Raw genomic sequence first — 15,953 nt, 5'->3', positions numbered from 1 at the left:
CCCGGGGCCTGTCCATCCGCCCCCGCAGCTGACTCCTACTGCGTGGCGCTCGCCGCGGCGGTCTGGGCGTCGGCCATCGCCTGCTGCGGGCTCTTCGAGCCGCTCAGCGCGGCCTGCACCGCGTTCCACATCGGCTCGGAGATCTTCGGATACTTGGTGCCGAGGTCGTCGCTGGTGCGGCCCTTGGCCGCCTTGACCGCGTCCACCCACACCTTCAGGCCGGCGTTCTGCTCCACCTGCTTGGCCTGCACCTCCTCGGTGGGCGCGATGTACGACAGGGTCGTCGTCGTGCTCAGGGAGTTGTCCGTGCTGGTCAGGCAGGCCACCAGCTTCTGGGAGACGGCGTAGCGGGCGGTGTCCTGCTGCACCGGGATGCTCACGAACTCGCCGCCGGTCGGGGCGGGCGCGGTGCCACCGTCCTTCGAGGGAACGGGGATGATGCCGTACTCGAACCCGGCCTTCTCCGCGTTGGCGAGCTGCCAGGTGCCGTTCTCGGCGAAGGCGAAGTCGCCGCCGGCGAACTCCTGCCAGCTCGTGGTCTGGGTGTTGTTGATCACCGAGTTGGGGGCGTACCCCTTCTTCAGCCAGTCGGTCCACAGCGCGACCGCCGAGACGCCCTCGGGTGAGTCGAGCTTGGTGAGCTGCGCGCCCGAGCCCCAGAACCAGGGCAGGAACTGGAAGCTGCCCTCCTCGGTGCCGATCGCGGAGAACGTGATCCCCTTCTTGCCCGCGGCCTTGACCTTCTCCAGGGCGGCGGTCAGCGACGCCCAGTCCTTGACCGACCCGATGTCCACGCCGGCCTTCTTCAGCACTCCCTTGTTGTAGTAGAGCGCGAGGGTGTTGGCCCCGATCGGGACGCCGTAGGTCTTGCCCCCGCTCTGCCCGGCCGCCAGCAGGTTCGGCGCGATCGTGGAGGTGTCGAGCTTGTTCTCCTCGGTGCTGGTGAGGACCCCGGCCTCGGCCAGCGTGGAGACCACCGGGTTGTCGACGATGAGCACGTCCGGCGCGTTGCCCTGCTGCGCGGCGAGCAGCGTCTTGTTCGTCAGGTCGGTGGTGTCGTACGCGGTGCGCTCGACCGTGACGCCCGCCTGGGTGCCGCATGTCTCCAGCAGCTTGACCCAGTCGGAGCTCTTGTCGTGCTGCGGGTAGGGGTCCCAGATCGTGTACGTCCCGCCGCCGGCGGCCTGGCTGCCGGACGCCTGGGCGCCCGCACCGGTCGAGTCGCCGGGCTCGTCGGACGAGGAGCATCCCGCGAGCCCCGAGGCGACCGCAAGGGCCGCAATAGCCAGACCGGCCATGTGCCGGCCCGGTGCCGCTGATCTCATGATCGTAACCTCCGCTGACGCGCGTTACGCGGCTGTTTCGTTGGATATCGAATCGGTTCGCATGAACATAGGCCTACATATCGCCGACGTCAATGGATACCGCCGAATCCACCCGCCGAGTGGCAGGCTCATCGGTTCGACCTAGGATGGACGCGGTCGGTCGGATCAGCGGTTGGTGGGATCAAAGGGGGCGCCGGTGAACATCGGGGAGATCGCCAGAAGGTCGGGCGTGGCGCGCAGCACCGTCTCCTACGCCCTGAGCGGCAAACGCCCGGTGGCCGAGGAGACCCGCCGCCGCATCCAGGCGGTCATCGACGAGCTGGGCTACCAGCCCAACGCCACCGCCAAGGCGCTCAAGGAGGGCAGGACCCGGACCATCGGCCTGGTCGTCCCCCCGGCCAGCCGGCGTCTGACAGACCTGCAGCTCGGGTTCGTCGCCAGCGTCGTCGACGCCGCCGCCCGCGCCGACCTCGACGTCCTGCTGTCGCCGTCCGGCGGGGAGCACGACCGTTCGTTCGAACGGGTGGTCAGCGGCAGGCGGGTGGACGGCGTCATCCTGATGGAGATACGGCTGGAGGACGACCGGGTCGCCCGCCTGCGGCGGAGCAGGCTGCCGTTCGTCGGCATCGGCCACACGAGCCGCCCCGACGAGATGTCCTGGGTGGACGTCGACTACGAGACTCTGATCTCCGGATGTGTGCACCACCTGGCCGACCTCGGCCACCGCCGGATCGCCCTGGTGAACCGGTCCGCCGAGCTGGTGGCCGCCGGATACGGCCCCGCCCATCGGGCCCAGGCCGGTTTCACCCGCGCCGCGGCCGAACGCGGGGTGGAAGGTGTGGAGGTGTGCTGCGCCGACGACGCCCGATCCGGGCAGTCCTGCGTCGAGCGGCTACTCGCCGAGGACCCCGGTCTCACCGCCATCGCGACCATCAACGAGGCCGCCATGCCCGGGATGTACCGCGCGATCGAGCGGGCGGGCCTGGCGGTGCCCGGCGACTTCTCCGTCACCGGCGTCTCGGCGCGCCTGTGGGCCGAGAGCCTGCACCCGCCGCTCACCGCCGCCGACATGCCCGCCGACGAGCTCGGCGCGCACGCCGTCGAGATGCTCATCCAGCGCATCGCCGAGCCCGCCACCCCCCACCGTCATCTCCTCGTCGCCCCGCCCATCTCCCTGCGCGGCACGACCGGCCCCGTACGTCTCCGGGAGCCGCGCGACCAGGTCTAGGAGAAGGTCGGGTAACCGTTGCAGTTGTAGCTGTTCAGCAGCTGGACCGAAGAGATCTTGTCGTTGAACTTCCACTGCGGCGCGCCGAGGACGTCCACCTTCTCCCACGGCCGGATACAGTAGCGGCGGTCCCTGAAGTCCCTGTCGTCGTAGACGACCCAGGCGAGCCAGGTGTTGTTCACGATCGAGCTCGCCCGGTCGGAGAACCCGATGCTGCCGTTCGAGTACGTGAAGACGCGGTGCTCTCCCTCGTACCACGAGTCGTCGTAGAGGTAGAGCCCCGCCATCTCGCCCGGCTTGAGTTCGGCGTGTGCGGCGGGGGCGGCGGTGATCGTGCCGGCGACGGCGGCGGCCGCCGCCAGGCAGGTGATCGTCCTGGTCAGTCTCGACATGGTCTTCTCCCAGACAGTCGTCGTTTCCGTGTCTGGGAAGAGCCTGCCGGTCGCCGATTGGCCGCTACTTGGACAGCGCTTGGCGCCCGCTGGGCGGGCACTCGTCACGTGTCACAGGGCCCACTCCATCGGCGCGGGCGGGGTGAAGTCCGAGGTCAGCTCGACCGGCTTGCCCGTCTCGTACGACTCCCGGGCGGCGCAGAGGATCTCCACCACGTGCGCGGCCTGACGGCCGGTGGCCCGGTGGGGACGGTCCTCCCGGATCGCCGCGGCGAGGTCGCGCACCGCCCTCCCCCACTCCACCCCCTTCCACGGCTCCCGCAGCGGGGGCACCGGCTCGGGGTCGCGGCCCGGCGCACGGACCTCCACGGACGGGTCGAAGTCGTGCCAGCTCTCCAGCAGCAGCGAGCCGTCGTCCCCGTGGAACTCCACCCCCTGCTGCCGGGTGGAGCCGTTGGGCACGTAGAAGGAGCAGGTCAGGCGGAGCAGGACGCCGCCGTCGAACTCCACGTTGGCCACCACGTAGTCGGGCGTGCTGATCGTGAACTCGCTGCCGTCCAGGCGAGTGCGGCGGGGCCAGACGACGGAGGAGAACGCGGTGACCCGCCGGGCCGGTCCGAGTGCCGTCGTCACGATCGTGAGCGGGTAGACCCCGACGTCGAAGAGCGGCCCCACAGCGTAGAAGCCGTCGGGCTCGGGATGCCACGCCTCGATCCTGCCCCAGTTGACCTCGGCGAAGACGAGCCGCACCGGTCCGACGCGGCCCTCCCTGAGCAGCTTGAGCGTGGTCTGCTGGGCCTCGCCGAGGAAGGTCGCCGGGGCGCAGCCCAGTCGCAGGCCGCGGCTCTCCGCGATCTCCACGAGCCCGGCCGCCTCCTCATGGGTCAGCGCCAGCGGCTTCTCGCTGTGCACGTGCTTGCCGGCCTCCAGGCTGCGGCGGATCACCTCGTAGTGCGCCCGGTGGACGGTCAGGTTCACGACGATGTCCACGTCGTCGTCGGCGAGCACCTCGTCGAGCGTGCCGTACACCCGGCCGCCGTGCGGGGCCGCCAGCGCCTCGGCCCGCTCCGGCAGCACGTCCTGGGCGCCGACCAGGCGCATCTCCGGATAACGGGCCAGGTCGGCGGCGTACCGGGCCGCGATGTTGCCGCAGCCGACGATCGCCACGCCGGTGCTGTCGGAAGCCACGATCGCTCTCCTCTGATTTCAGTGAAACCACGACATCCCGCATGAAGCTACGCCGCTGTCACACGGGGGTCAATGAGCGATTAAGACCGATAAATGACCCCTTGACGGGTGATGCGGCAACGGCCTAACGTCGCGAGAAGGACGAAATTTCACTGAAATTTCAGGACATACCCTGAGATCGGCCCCCTCGTGGAGGGCGTATGCGGCGGACGACGCGACGGTCCACCCTCAAGGAGGTGGCCGAGCGAGCCGGCGTCTCGATCGGCACGGCCTCCGCGGTCTTCGCCGGCAAGACGTGGGTCTCGCCCTCCACCGGTTCCGTGGTCCGCCAGGCCGCCGAGGAGCTCGGCTACCGCCCGCGAGCCCGCCGACCGGCCGAGACCGGCATGATCGGGTTCGTGTCGTGGGTGAGCGAGCTGTTCTCCCCCGGCAACCTCTACTACGCCCCCGTCGTGTACGGCGCGCAGCAGGCGTGCGCGGAGCTCGACCTCTCGATGACGTACGAGGTGATCCAGCCGCAGGGGGACCGGCTGCCGCTGTGCGTCGAGCGCGGCCAGGTCGCCGGGCTGCTCGTGCTCAACGTCGGCGCGAGCCGCGACCACCTGGCGAGGATCCTCGACGCGGGCGTGAGCTGCGTCCTGCTGGAGCACGCCGTCATCGACCTGCCGGTGGACTACGTGCGCCACGACGACGAGACCGGCGGATACCTCGCCACCCGCCACCTCATCGGGCTCGGTCACACCAGCCCGCCACCGGCGATCATCACGGCGGGAGCGCACATCGTGCCCGCCGCCCGGCGGCTGGCGGGCTATCGCCGGGCCTGCGCCGAGCACGGCCTGGCCCCCGACCCGGCGTACGTGCGGCCCGGAGACTTCACCGCGCGGACCGGGTACGAGCAGATGACGGCGCTGCTCGACCTGCCCACGCCGCCCACCGCCGTGTTCTGCGCCAACGACCTGTCGGCGTTCGGTGCGCTCGACGCGCTGCGGGAGCGGGGCCTGCGGGTGCCCGCCGACGTCAGCGTGATCGGATACGACGACGTGGCGATGGCCGCGCACGCCTCCCCGCCCCTCACCACGATCGCCTCCGACAAGGAACTGCTCGGCGCCCAGGCCGTCTGGCACCTCGTCCAGCGCATCCGCCGCCCCGAGACGACGAGCCGCGACACGATGCTCGGCGTCCGCCTCGTCGAACGCCGGTCCACCGCTCCCCCACACAGATGACCCGCCGCCGTCTCCGGGTCGAGTTCCCGGACCGGTGCGGCTGAGGCGGTGGCCGGGGTGACGCGATTCACGGGCCGGCCAGCTGGTCGCGGCGGCGGACGAGGTACGCCGCCTCGGCCGTGTTGGCCGCTAGCGCGATGGCCCGGTCGTACGCCGCCCGTGACTCGGCGCTGCGGCCCAGCCGGCGCAGCAGGTCGGCGCGGGTGGCGTGGAAGGCGTGGTAACCCTCCAGCGGCGATGCGTCCACCTGTGCCAGCGCCACCTGCGGGCCGTCGATCTCGGCGACCGCGATCGCCCGGTTGAGCCGCACGATCGGCGAGGGGTCGAGGCGGACCAGGTGGTCGTAGAGCGCGACGACCTGCGACCAGTCGGTGTCGCGGACGTCGCGGGCGTCGGTGTGGACGGCGTTGATCGCGGCGAGGATCTGGTAGCGCCCAGGCGCCTCCCCCGAGGCGAGGCGCGCGCGGACCAGGGCGTGGCCCTCGGCGATCAGCCCGCGGTCCCAGGCGCCGCGGTCCTGCTCGCCGAGGGCGACCAGCTCGCCGCTCGCCGACACCCGAGCGGTCCGGCGCGCCTCCGTCAGCAGCATCAGCGCCAGCAGCCCGGCGGCCTCGCCGTCCGCCGGCAGCAACGCGCGCACCAGCCGGGTCAGCCGGATCGCCTCGGCGGTCAGGTCGCCGCGGACCGGCTCCCTGCCGGGGTCCGAGGCCAGGTAACCCTCATTGAAGATCAGGTAGAGGACGGTGAGGACCCCGGTGACCCGGGCCGGGAGGTCCTCCCGGAACGGCACGCCGTACGGGATCCTCGCCGCCTTGATCTTCGCCTTCGCGCGCGTGATCCGCTGTCCCATGGCGGTCTCCTCGACCAGGAACGCGCGGGCGATCTCGGGCACGGTGAGCCCGCCGACCATCCGCAGGGTCAGCGCGATCCGCGCCTCCATGGCGAGAGCGGGATGGCAGCAGGTGAACACCAGGCGGAGCCGGTCGTCGTCGACGACGCCGAGCGGCTCGGGGGTGCCGGACAACATCAGCGCCTCCCTGTGCTTCTCCTCGCGCCTGACCTCACGCCGGAGCCGGTCGACGGCCTTGCGGTGGGCGGTGGTGGTCAGCCACGCGCCGGGATTGGGCGGGACGCCCTCCGCGGGCCAGCGCTCGACGGCGGTCGCGAACGCCTCGGCGGCCATCTCCTCGGCGACGTCGAGGTCGCCGAGACGCCTGGCCAGGGTCGCGACCACCCGGGCCCACTCCTCGCGGTGGACCCGGGCGATCACCTCGTCGACGCCGGTCATTCGCCCAGGATCGGCCGGAGCTCGACCCTCCGGTTGCAGCTCTTCGACCCCGCGGCGGCGAGCCGCAGCGCCACGTCGAGGTGCGGCGCCTCGATGATCCAGAAGCCGATGATGTGCTCCTTCGACTCCAGGTAGGGCCCGTCGGTGAACACCGGCTCAGCGTCCCGGCCGTCGACGACGGTGGCCGCGCCGGGCGACGCGAGTCCCGCGGCGAACACCCAGTGGCCGTCGGCCTGCAGCCGCTCGTTGAAGACGTCGATCGCGGCCTGCTCCTCCTCGGTGGCGACGGCCGACTCGTTGAGCACGGACATCAGGTACTGCGCCATCGGGATCATCTCCTGTCGTCGTGTGGCCGCCCCCTCGGGCCGCCTGTCACCCCTGCTACGAACGCCGCCGTCCGGATCCGACACCCTCCGCTGAATTTCCTCGAAGAATTTTCGTACGAACCTGTCCATGTAGGGGTGCGCCGGCCCGGGGCCTGTCCGCGGCCCGGAGGTCAGCGCGCGCCGGCGAGGCCGTCGAGCAAAGCCGGGCCTCGTTCCGATTCACGCCGGATTCTGAGTCTCCGTCGCGAAGACGCGTGCGAGCTGATGGTCGATCAGGGCCACGGCTTCTTCGGGGCTGCGCTGTCCGAGCAGGACGGTCGTCTGGATTCCGTCGGCGCCCGCCACCAGAAACGCGGCCTCGGCCGCGGCGTCGATGTCACGAGGCACCTGGCCCAGCTCCTGCCCCTGTGCGATCAGGCCGGCGAGAAGGTCCTCCAGCGCGCGCGGCGCGTCCCGGGCGACCTCGGCCAAAGCGGGGTCGGTCAGGAAGCGGACGAAGTAGGCGGCGTACACCACGTGCCGGTTGCGCCGTTCCTTGTCGAGCGGGAGCAGTTCGAGCAGCACTCCTCGCACGATCGCCTGCGTCCCGGGCGCTTCGCCGAGCTTCGCGAGGCGTTCCCGGGCTCGTTGCTCGGCGTCCTCGTTGAGGATCTCCAATGTGCCGAGCAGCAACTGCTCGCGGGTGCCGAAGTAGTACTGCAGCAGCCGGGCGGAGACCTCGGCCTCGGCCGCGACCTGCCTCAAGGTGACGTCTTCCAAGCCACCGCGGGCGGCCAGGCGCCACACGGCCTCGGCGATCTGGCGGCGGCGCTGGTCATGGTCCACCTGTCGTGGCATGCCGTCCGTCCTTCGAACCTGTTTTGTGGTGCGATCGTACCAACGTGGGTTATGGTTCGATCGCACCACAAACCGTTGGGGGTGCGCCGAGGCCTTCGCCAGGACCCCTACGAACGAGAAGAGACAAGCGCTCATGAAACACGTCATCGCCCTGATCATCGGCATGTTGCTGCTGGTCGTGGGAGCGCAAGGCGCCATCCGGCTGCTGGCGGACCACGGAAACGCCGGACTGCTCACGTGGCTGCCCGGTGGATTCGCCGTACGCCTCGCTTGCTACGCGGTAGCCGTCGTCGCCGGAGCGGCACTGGCCGGCTGGGGCAGCAGGAAGGCCGGGCAGGGCGGACACGGGAAGTGACCCGCACCACCCGAGCCGGGCGACCGGCCTGCGATCAGGACCTTGAGGCCGCTCGGTTGTAAAGGCTTCTACCAGGGAGAAGGAAACCATCCCACCCTTGTCAACCACACTTGGCGATCATATAGTCACTCATTGTAATGTCCGGTCCATGGCAACACTTGATCACGAGACCCTCTTGGGGATCGTCCGCAACCGCCCCCTGCTCGCGGTCGAGCTTCTCCGGGCCGCCGCGTTCGTGGGCGAGGACGAGCCGGCCGACGGGGAGGCGATCGTCCTTCGCTTCCCATGGACACGACTCGCCGGCACCGAGGAGCCCGCTCTCGCCGCCCGCTATCGCGAGATCATCGCCGCGGCCCGCCGAACCCGCGCGAACCTCGGAGAATCCATGTTCGGGGAGCTGATCGCGTTCGTGAACGCCCGCATCGAGGAAGGCCTGCACCAGACGGACCTGGCCGCGGAGACGGGCGTGCGCGACTGGAGGGCCGAGCAGGACCTGCAAGCGAAGCGGGAGCGCGTGGCGTTCCTGGAGTCCGTCCTCCTCGACGATCTCTACCTGGCGGTCGAGGAGCACACCCAGGCGGAGCACCTGCTGAAGCTGGAGGCCTCCGCGTACAGCTGGCACGACGACTACCAGGACGACTGGCGCGCCTGAGCTACGCGGGGTTCCGGCGCTCTTGATCGCAGGACCGGCGCGGAGGCGACCCGATGCCCCGATCCCGCCGACCACGCGGTGATCGGGAATCGCGGACGCTGCCGCCGCATACTCGTCCGCCACGAGCAGGGCCGCGCAGGGCAGCCGGACCTCCGGTACGAGTGCCCTGAGTGCGATCGGACTATCGCGGGGAGCGGCAGCAGGCGGCGCCGCTCATAAAAAGGCGGTGCGCCGCCCTGCCGCCGAGTGCGATTCCCCCTAGCCGATTTTCGGTCCACCGTGCGAGCCGCGATCCAGAAGACCGCCGCCAACGATATCGACAGGCCTAATACCATATGCGGCGTCCGAACAAAGGGACGTATGGCCGTTGGCGGCCGCCTGGCGGCTCTCCGGCGATGCCCGTAACCATAATTCAGGCGATCCAGAGAGCCGGAAGCATGGGCCCTCCCATCGGCGCGGAGTGGCCTACTGTGGCCAGCCGGGAACTTTCCGTAAGTGGCCTATTTACAACTATTAGCCGACCGGTCACCATATGACCGTGGCCACGCTCCCTCGCTGATCAGCGACTGGCACCCGAAAAGGTCAATCAATGCGGATTGGTATCCGCGCGCGCCGACACATAAAGAGAGGACGTTCCGGACGGCGCAATCACAGAGATTTGCACGGCCAGTGATCCCGAATTCGTTGCGGCATAACGCCGCACCAGAAGGAATGACACCGTGAGAATGACGCGAGGAGTCCGGGCCGCCGTGTGCGCGGTGGTGGCCGGTGCGATGCTGGTGGCCGGGGCAGGGACGGCGTCCGCCGCGCCCGGGGTCACCCCGGCGGACGTGACGCTGAATTTGAGTCCGGGCGAATCAACAACGATCGCCAAGACCGTGTCCACTCCGGCGATCCCGCCCAAGCCGGATATCACGTTCCTGATCGACACGACAGGGAGCATGGGCGGGGTCATCTCGAACGTGCGGACCAATGCGAACACCATCTTGTCCAACGTCGCTTCGGCGCAGCCGGACGCACAGTTCGCGGTTGCCGAGTACAAGGACGCGGGGGACGCGACGCCGTTCCGGGTGGCGCAGAACCTCACCGCGGATCAGGCCGACGTCACCAGCGGTATCAACTCGCTGGTCGCGTCGGGCGGCGGCGACACCCCCGAGGACGGCATCAACGGTCTGTTCCAGGTCGCGTCCGGGGCGATCGGCTTCCGGCCGAACAGCACCCGGATCGTGTTGCTGATCGGGGACGCCCCCAGCCATGACCCCAGCAACGGCCATACGCTGGCCGACGCGATCAGCGCCCTGCAGGCAGCCGACATCACCGTGCTCGCGTTCGACCTGTCCGGGCTGAACTCGACCGGACAGGCGACCGCGATCACCAACGCCACGGGCGGACGGCTGTTCTCCGGCCTCAACTCCTCGGAGGTCAGCGACACCATTTTGGCGGCCCTGCACAACCTGCCGGTCACGGTCACCCACCAGCTGCGCGACTGCGATCCGAACCTGTCGGTGTCCCTGACCCCGGGCAGCCGGACGGTGACCAGCGGCGACGATGCCACCTTCACCGAGACCGCCTCCGTCGGCGCCGGAGCCGTGCCGGGAAGCACCGTCACCTGCAAGGTGGACTTCCTGCTCAACGGCGTCCTGTCACCGGGCTTCACTGAAACGATCACCGAGCACGTCCCGAAGGCGACCCCGTCGATCGCCACGACGCCATCGGGCGAGGCGCCCGCGGGCGGGAACGTCTCTGACACCGCGACGCTGACCGGCGGGTACCACCCGACGGGCACCGTCACGTTCCAGTTGTTCGGGCCCGGCGACACCACCTGCGCGACGCCCATCGCGACGCGTACCGGGACGGTGTCGGGCAGCGGCACGGCCGCGTCCGGGAACGTCGCCGCGGGCGGGGTGGGCACCTACCGCTGGGTGGCCTCCTACAGCGGCGACGACGCCAACAACCCGGCCACCTCCCCGTGCGGCGACGAACAGGTCGTGGTCGTCAAGGCCACCCCAGGCATCGCCACCACCCCGTCGGGGTCCGTGCCGGCCGGCGGCGTCGTGTCCGACACCGCCACCGTCTCCGGCGGGTTCCACCCCACCGGTACCGTCACATTCAAGCTGTACGGTCCCGGCGACACCGCCTGCGCGACGCCCATCGCCACCCGCACCGGCACGCTGTCCGGCAGCGGCACCGCCGCATCCGGCAGCGTGACCATCGGCGCGGCCGGCACCTATCGGTGGACGGCCACCTACAGCGGCGACGCCGACAACAACTCCGTCACCTCACCGTGCAGCGACGAACAGGTCACCGTCACTCCGCAGCGGCTGACCGGACGGGCCTACGGCCTGACCGCCTCCGCCTCCCTGGCCGGCCTCCAACTGGTCAACATCGCCCCCGTTCCCGACACCGGCCACATCTCCACCACCTCGACCAGCACCACCTCGGTGCCCTGCACGGCCACCCTCAGCGGACTGATCAGTGCGCACGCCCTGTGCGCCAAGGTCGCGACCACCGAGTTCCCCGGCAAATCCGTGGCGACCGCCTCCATCGACGACACCACCATCGGGATCACCGGCATCCCGGTGATCACCGTCAAGACCGTCAACTCCAGCTCCACGACCACCTGCGCCGGATCCGCCGGGACCACCACGATCGCCTTCCTCAAGGTCGGCAGCACGGTGGTCATCGCAGAGCCCACCACTATCCAGCCGAACACCGCGGTGGACGTCGGCGTCGTCAAGCTCGTCCTCAACGAGCAGACCCCGTTCTCCACCCCCGACAAGGGCCTGACCGTCAACGCGGTCCACGTCACCGTCGACGCCCTCGGCCTGGCCAGGACCAACGTCGTCCTCGCCTCCTCCGAGAGCGACATCGGCAACTGCCCATGACCCGGCCCACCTGAACCGATCGATCCCGAGGCCGGGCGGACACCGCGGATCCGCCCGGCCTCGGCCGGGCTTCAGGCGTACCTGACCCTCAAATCGGTCGAACCGCACGACTCGGTCTTCTCCGACGGCGTGACCGTTGCCCTGGCCGGGTGAAACGCGGGGTGCTACTCGCGATGCCGATCATCGGGCGGCCGACTGCGGTTCGGTGACGGGTCCGGTGGTCCCGGTGTCTCCGGCCGTCGTGGAGGCGGGGTTCTTCGGGCCGCGCAGGGTGACGTAGACGAACAGAGCACCCATGACGGCGACGCCTGCCCACATGGCCTGCTGCCAGCCGTCGACGAAGGACTGCTGAGCGGCGTGGATCAGGTTCCCCGCGTACGAGCCGGCGCCGCCGGCCACCTCGACGGCGTTGGCGATGCCTTCCCGGGCCGTCCTCGCGGCCTCCGGAGGGATCCCGTCCAGCCTGTCGTCGATGGCGCCGCGGTAGCCGGCGGACAGCAGCGCGCCGAGCAGGGCGACGCCGAGGGCGGTGCCGAATTCGCGGGTGACGTCGTTGAGCGCGGAGGCGACGCCCTGCTTCTCGCGCGGCAGGGAGCCGGTGATGGCCTCGGTGGAGGGCGTCATCGACAAGCCCATCCCGACGCCCATGGCGAGCATGCCGGGCAGGATGGTCAGGTAGCCCCCGTCGACGGAGACGAAGACGGCCATGAGAGCGAGTCCGGCGCCGCCCAGCGCGACGCCCGCGGCCATGGTCGGACGGGAGCCGATGCGTACGGCCAGCTTGGGGGCGAGACCGGAGCTCGCCATCATCGTCACGGCCATGGGCATCAGAGCCAGCGTGGACAGCAGCCCCGACCAGCCGAGGACGGCCTGGAGGAACGGGAAGAGGACCACGGCTATGCCCGCCTGGACGCCGAAGACCACCAGCAGTGTGATCGAGCCACCTGCCAGACCACGCTCACGGAACAGGCGCACGTCCAGGAGCGAGGCGTCCCGGCGGCGTAGTTCCCAGGCCACGAAGCCGACGGCGGCGACGAGACCGGCGGCGAGGCCGACCAGAGTCGCGGGCGCGGTCCAACCACGCTCGGGACCCTCCTGCAGGGCGAAGATGAGCCCGGCGACCGCGGCCATGGACACCAGTGCGCCGACGGAGTCGAAGCCGTGGGCGGACCTCTCACGGGAGTTGGGGACCGACTTCAGCGTCATGGCCAGGGCCACGACGACCAGGACCACGGGCAGGGCGAACAGCCAGCGCCAGTCGGCGACGTCGACCAGGAGCGCGGAGAGGAACATGCCCAGGACGCCGCCACCTCCGGCGACGCCGGTCCACACACCGATCGCCGTGCCGCGTTCCTCCTCGGGGAAGGTGGAGGTGATGACGGCGAGAGTGATGGGCATGACCATCGCGGCGCCGATTCCGCTCGCCGCGCGCGCGGCGAGCATCACCTCGGCCGTCGGAGCCAGGCCCGCCGCGACGCCCGCGATGCCGAAGACACTCAGACCGGCGACCAGCATGGGCTTGCGGCCCAGCCGGTCACCGATCGCGCCGAGCGGCAGCAGCAGCGCGGCCAGGGCCAGAGTGTAGATGTTGATGATTTACAAGATCGTGTTCTGCGAGGCGCCGAACTCGACGGCCAGGTGCGTCTGGGCGACGTTGAGTCCGGATACCGACGCGATGACGGCCATCAGCGCGATGGAGACGGCGATCAGAACGGTGCGCAGCCGACGCGCATCCAGTGCGACTCCGTCGTCCCCGTCAGCGGCCGCCACCTGTGCGGGCTGGTTCGTACTCATGTGGTCCTCTCTCACTTCCTGGTGCGTGGCCCCGGGTAGCTTGGGGACCCGCTGCGCAGGACCCTAGGCCGCCATTGCTGAGTAGGCATAGGATGTTGCGCATGGAGCAAGAAAGTGGGGACCTGGACAGCCTCGTACGCAAACGCCTCCGCGCCCTGCGGGTGGCGCAGGGCTGGTCCCTGGAAGAACTGGCCACCCGGGCCCATCTCAGCCAGTCCTCACTGAGCCGCATCGAGAACGGTCAGCGTCGCCTCGCCCTGGACCAGCTCGTCACCCTCGCCCGCGCCCTGGACACCACCCTCGACCAGCTCGTCGAGACCGCCGCCGACGACGTCGTCATCAGCCCGATGATCGACGGCGCCCACGGCCTGATGCGCTGGCCGGTGAAGGGCGACCCCGGCATCAGCGTCGTGCGCCAGCGCATGACCGAGCCACCGCCCGACAACTCCTCCCGCATGCGCGCCCACCCCGGCCGGGAATGGCTGGTCGTACTCTCCGGCACCGCGGTCCTCATGCTGGGCCACCGGCGCCTGCGTGTGGAGACCAACCAGGCCGCCGAGTTTCCCACGATGATTCCGCACGCCATCGGCGCCGAAGGCGGCCCGTGTGAGATCATCGGCATCTTCGACCGCGACGCCCGCCGCGGCCACCTGCGCGACAACGGCGGTGATCGCGACACCCCCGGCAGCTGCGACTGAACTCGCCGCAGCCACCTCGGCCGCATCCTCGGCTTGACAGAACCGCGCCCCGGAGGGTCAGGCGGGGGCGGGGCCGCGGGTTTCGCGGAGGTGGCCGCCGGAGAGCTCCAGCCACCGCTCGATCCCGATCTCGGCGAGGAACCGCCCGTCGTGGCTGACCACCACGAACGCCCCCTCATAGGCGGCGAGCGCGCTCTCCAGCTGCGCCACGCTCACCAGGTCGAGGTTGTTGGTCGGCTCGTCGAGCAGCAGAAGCTGAGGGGCCGGCTCGGCGCACAGCACGCAGGCCAGCGTGGCGCGCAGCCGTTCGCCGCCCGACAGCACGCCAACCGGCAGGTGGGCCCGCGTCCCCCGGAACAGGAAGCGGGCCAGCAGGTTCATCCGCTCCGCCGGAGGCATGCCGGGGGCGTAGGCCGCCAGGTTCTCCGCGACCGTACGGTCGAGGTCGAGCAGGTCGAGCCGCTGCGACAGGTAGGCGACCCGGCCGTCGGCCCGCCGCAGCGTGCCGCCGTCAGGTGCCAGGTCGCCGCCGACGATACGCAGCAGGGTTGACTTGCCCGCGCCGTTGGGGCCGGTCAGCGCGATGCGCTCGGGACCGCGGATGGTCAGGTCGAGACCCGGTCCGGCGAACAGTTCACGGGCCCGCAGTCCTTCGCCGTGGAAGACCGTGCGCCCGGCGGGCACGTTCGTGCCCGGCAACTCCAGTGTGATCCGCTGGTCGTCGCGCAGCGCCCGCTCGGCCTCGTCGAGCCTGGCTCTGGCGTCGCCGACGCGGGCGGCGTGCATCTGACCCGCCCGCCCGGCCGCCTCCTGCGCGCCGCGCTTCATGTTGCCGGCGACGATGCGCGGCAGGCCGGCGCTCTTGAGGTTGCGGGCGGCGTTGCCCGCCCGTCGCTCGGCGCGCTCGCGGGCCTGCTGCATCTCCCGCTTCTCCCGTTTGAGCTCCTGCTCGGCGCTGCGCACGGTCCGCTCGGCGGCCTCCTGCTCGGCCCGTACGGCCGCCTCGTACGCGGTGAAGTCGCCGCCGAAGAAGCGGATCTCGCCCTGCTCCAGCTCGGCGATGCGGTCCATGCGGTCGAGCAGGGCCCGGTCATGGCTGACCACGAGCAGGCAGCCGGTCCAGTCGCCGAGCACGTCGTAGAGCCTGCGCCGCGCCGCGAGGTCGAGGTTGTTGGTCGGCTCGTCGAGCAGCAGCACGTCGGGCCGCCGGAGAAGCTGGGCCGCCAGGCCGAGCGAGACGACCTGGCCGCCGCTCAGCGTGCCCAGCGTGCGGTCGAAGGCGAGGTCGCCGAGGCCGAGCCGGTCGAGCTGGGCGCGGGTGCGCTCCTCGATGTCCCAGTCGTTGCCGATCGCGGTGAAGTGCTCCTCGCTCGCGTCGCCCGACTCGATGGCGTCCAGGGCGGCGATCACCGGGGCGATGCCGAGCACTTCGGCCACGGTCAGGCCGGCGGTGAACGGCAGGTTCTGCGGCAGGTAGCCGACCTCGCCCTCGACGGCGACGGCGCCTGCGGTCGGCCGGTGCTCGCCGGCGATCAGCTTGAGCAGCGTGCTCTTGCCGGCGCCGTTGGGGGCGACGAGCCCGGTACGGCCGCCGCCGACGGTGCAGGACAGGCCGGTGAAGACGGGCGTGCCGTCGGGCCAGGAGAAGGACAGGCCGGAGCAGACGATGAACGCGTCAGACATTGGAGAGACCTCGGTGTGTGACCCGGGCGTGCGGACAAGCCCGGTGAGACGGGGAATTGGAGAAACGACGACATGAGGC

The 15,953-nt window shown here is 70.5% G+C and carries 15 protein-coding genes; 6 read left to right on the top strand and 9 right to left on the bottom strand.

The genetic code is table 11. The annotated features are described in order from the left end of the window. Positions 1–35 precede the first annotated feature (35 nt). Positions 36–1,325, bottom strand: a complete 1,290-nt coding sequence (locus HHX33_RS28845; protein WP_182877360.1) for a sugar ABC transporter substrate-binding protein — start codon at positions 1,323–1,325, stop codon at positions 36–38. A 196-nt stretch (positions 1,326–1,521) separates the two neighbouring features. Here HHX33_RS28845 and HHX33_RS28840 point away from each other — a divergent pair, with 196 nt between their 5' ends. Beyond that, complete coding sequence (locus HHX33_RS28840; RefSeq protein ID WP_182877359.1) at positions 1,522–2,553, top strand: LacI family DNA-binding transcriptional regulator; 1,032 nt, start codon at positions 1,522–1,524, stop codon at positions 2,551–2,553. Here HHX33_RS28840 and HHX33_RS28835 read toward each other — a convergent pair. Together HHX33_RS28835 and HHX33_RS37465 are read right to left on the bottom strand one after the other, a co-directional pair. Next, positions 2,550–2,945: a peptidase inhibitor family I36 protein gene (locus HHX33_RS28835; RefSeq protein WP_182877358.1), complete on the bottom strand. Its 396-nt coding sequence runs from the start codon at positions 2,943–2,945 to the stop codon at positions 2,550–2,552. The genes HHX33_RS28840 and HHX33_RS28835 overlap by 4 nt on opposite strands. A gap of 111 nt (positions 2,946–3,056) precedes the next feature. Continuing rightward, positions 3,057–4,133, bottom strand: coding sequence for a Gfo/Idh/MocA family protein (locus tag HHX33_RS37465; protein ID WP_182877357.1), 1,077 nt, complete (start codon positions 4,131–4,133; stop codon positions 3,057–3,059). Between the two features lie 200 nt (positions 4,134–4,333). Here HHX33_RS37465 and HHX33_RS28825 point away from each other — a divergent pair, with 200 nt between their 5' ends. Next, complete coding sequence (locus HHX33_RS28825) at positions 4,334–5,356, top strand: LacI family DNA-binding transcriptional regulator (protein WP_182877356.1); 1,023 nt, start codon at positions 4,334–4,336, stop codon at positions 5,354–5,356. A gap of 67 nt (positions 5,357–5,423) precedes the next feature. Here the strand turns inward: HHX33_RS28825 and HHX33_RS28820 are convergent, their stop codons facing one another. The 3 genes from HHX33_RS28820 to HHX33_RS28810 form a co-directional block, all read right to left on the bottom strand. Then, positions 5,424–6,644: an RNA polymerase sigma factor gene (locus tag HHX33_RS28820; RefSeq protein ID WP_182877355.1), complete on the bottom strand. Its 1,221-nt coding sequence runs from the start codon at positions 6,642–6,644 to the stop codon at positions 5,424–5,426. Then, the gene (locus HHX33_RS28815) at positions 6,641–6,970 is read right to left on the bottom strand and encodes a YciI family protein (RefSeq protein WP_117408243.1); all 330 of its coding nucleotides are present in this window, start codon (positions 6,968–6,970) and stop codon (positions 6,641–6,643) included. The genes HHX33_RS28820 and HHX33_RS28815 overlap by 4 nt, the downstream gene beginning before the upstream one ends. A gap of 219 nt (positions 6,971–7,189) precedes the next feature. Then, positions 7,190–7,807: a TetR/AcrR family transcriptional regulator gene (locus tag HHX33_RS28810; protein ID WP_182877354.1), complete on the bottom strand. Its 618-nt coding sequence runs from the start codon at positions 7,805–7,807 to the stop codon at positions 7,190–7,192. Between the two features lie 133 nt (positions 7,808–7,940). Here HHX33_RS28810 and HHX33_RS28805 point away from each other — a divergent pair, with 133 nt between their 5' ends. The 3 genes from HHX33_RS28805 (at position 7,941) to HHX33_RS28795 (ending at position 11,699) form a co-directional block, all read left to right on the top strand. Further along, positions 7,941–8,162, top strand: a complete 222-nt coding sequence (locus HHX33_RS28805; RefSeq protein ID WP_182877353.1) for a hypothetical protein — start codon at positions 7,941–7,943, stop codon at positions 8,160–8,162. Positions 8,163–8,310: 148 nt separating this feature from the next. Next, positions 8,311–8,814, top strand: a complete 504-nt coding sequence (locus HHX33_RS28800) for a hypothetical protein (protein ID WP_182877352.1) — start codon at positions 8,311–8,313, stop codon at positions 8,812–8,814. 725 nt (positions 8,815–9,539) lie between these two features. Further along, complete coding sequence (locus HHX33_RS28795) at positions 9,540–11,699, top strand: vWA domain-containing protein (RefSeq protein ID WP_259402971.1); 2,160 nt, start codon at positions 9,540–9,542, stop codon at positions 11,697–11,699. A 180-nt stretch (positions 11,700–11,879) separates the two neighbouring features. Here the strand turns inward: HHX33_RS28795 and HHX33_RS28790 are convergent, their stop codons facing one another. Both HHX33_RS28790 and HHX33_RS35270 read right to left on the bottom strand, forming a co-directional pair. After that, positions 11,880–13,277: an MFS transporter gene (locus tag HHX33_RS28790; protein ID WP_220502328.1), complete on the bottom strand. Its 1,398-nt coding sequence runs from the start codon at positions 13,275–13,277 to the stop codon at positions 11,880–11,882. An 18-nt stretch (positions 13,278–13,295) separates the two neighbouring features. After that, positions 13,296–13,493: a hypothetical protein gene (locus HHX33_RS35270; protein ID WP_220502323.1), complete on the bottom strand. Its 198-nt coding sequence runs from the start codon at positions 13,491–13,493 to the stop codon at positions 13,296–13,298. Positions 13,494–13,594: 101 nt separating this feature from the next. Between HHX33_RS35270 and HHX33_RS28785 the strand changes: the two genes are divergently transcribed. Beyond that, the gene (locus HHX33_RS28785; RefSeq protein ID WP_182877350.1) at positions 13,595–14,191 is read left to right on the top strand and encodes an XRE family transcriptional regulator; all 597 of its coding nucleotides are present in this window, start codon (positions 13,595–13,597) and stop codon (positions 14,189–14,191) included. Positions 14,192–14,248: 57 nt separating this feature from the next. Here HHX33_RS28785 and HHX33_RS28780 read toward each other — a convergent pair whose 3' ends face one another. Then, positions 14,249–15,874 (bottom strand): ABC-F family ATP-binding cassette domain-containing protein, encoded by a 1,626-nt coding sequence (locus tag HHX33_RS28780; protein WP_182877349.1) that lies wholly within the window; start codon positions 15,872–15,874, stop codon positions 14,249–14,251. Positions 15,875–15,953 lie beyond the last annotated feature (79 nt).

Source organism: Microbispora sp. H10670, assembly GCF_014161385.1.
GTDB lineage: Bacteria > Actinomycetota > Actinomycetes > Streptosporangiales > Streptosporangiaceae > Microbispora > Microbispora triticiradicis.
This window is presented reverse-complemented; position numbering and strand designations above follow the sequence as displayed.

Bases quoted from the DNA above. Each gene is read 5' to 3' on its own strand.
- HHX33_RS28785 (WP_182877350.1), top strand. From the start codon at position 13,595: ATGGAGCAAGAAAGTGGGGACCTGGACAGCCTCGTACGCAAACGCCTC.
- HHX33_RS28835 (WP_182877358.1), bottom strand. From the start codon at position 2,945: ATGTCGAGACTGACCAGGACGATCACCTGCCTGGCGGCGGCCGCCGCC.
- HHX33_RS35270 (WP_220502323.1), bottom strand. From the start codon at position 13,493: ATGAGTACGAACCAGCCCGCACAGGTGGCGGCCGCTGACGGGGACGAC.
- HHX33_RS28820 (WP_182877355.1), bottom strand. From the start codon at position 6,644: ATGACCGGCGTCGACGAGGTGATCGCCCGGGTCCACCGCGAGGAGTGG.
- HHX33_RS28825 (WP_182877356.1), top strand. From the start codon at position 4,334: ATGCGGCGGACGACGCGACGGTCCACCCTCAAGGAGGTGGCCGAGCGA.
- HHX33_RS28805 (WP_182877353.1), top strand. From the start codon at position 7,941: ATGAAACACGTCATCGCCCTGATCATCGGCATGTTGCTGCTGGTCGTG.
- HHX33_RS28810 (WP_182877354.1), bottom strand. From the start codon at position 7,807: ATGCCACGACAGGTGGACCATGACCAGCGCCGCCGCCAGATCGCCGAG.
- HHX33_RS28815 (WP_117408243.1), bottom strand. From the start codon at position 6,970: ATGGCGCAGTACCTGATGTCCGTGCTCAACGAGTCGGCCGTCGCCACC.
- HHX33_RS28800 (WP_182877352.1), top strand. From the start codon at position 8,311: ATGGCAACACTTGATCACGAGACCCTCTTGGGGATCGTCCGCAACCGC.
- HHX33_RS28780 (WP_182877349.1), bottom strand. From the start codon at position 15,874: ATGTCTGACGCGTTCATCGTCTGCTCCGGCCTGTCCTTCTCCTGGCCC.
- HHX33_RS28795 (WP_259402971.1), top strand. From the start codon at position 9,540: ATGACGCGAGGAGTCCGGGCCGCCGTGTGCGCGGTGGTGGCCGGTGCG.
- HHX33_RS28845 (WP_182877360.1), bottom strand. From the start codon at position 1,325: ATGAGATCAGCGGCACCGGGCCGGCACATGGCCGGTCTGGCTATTGCG.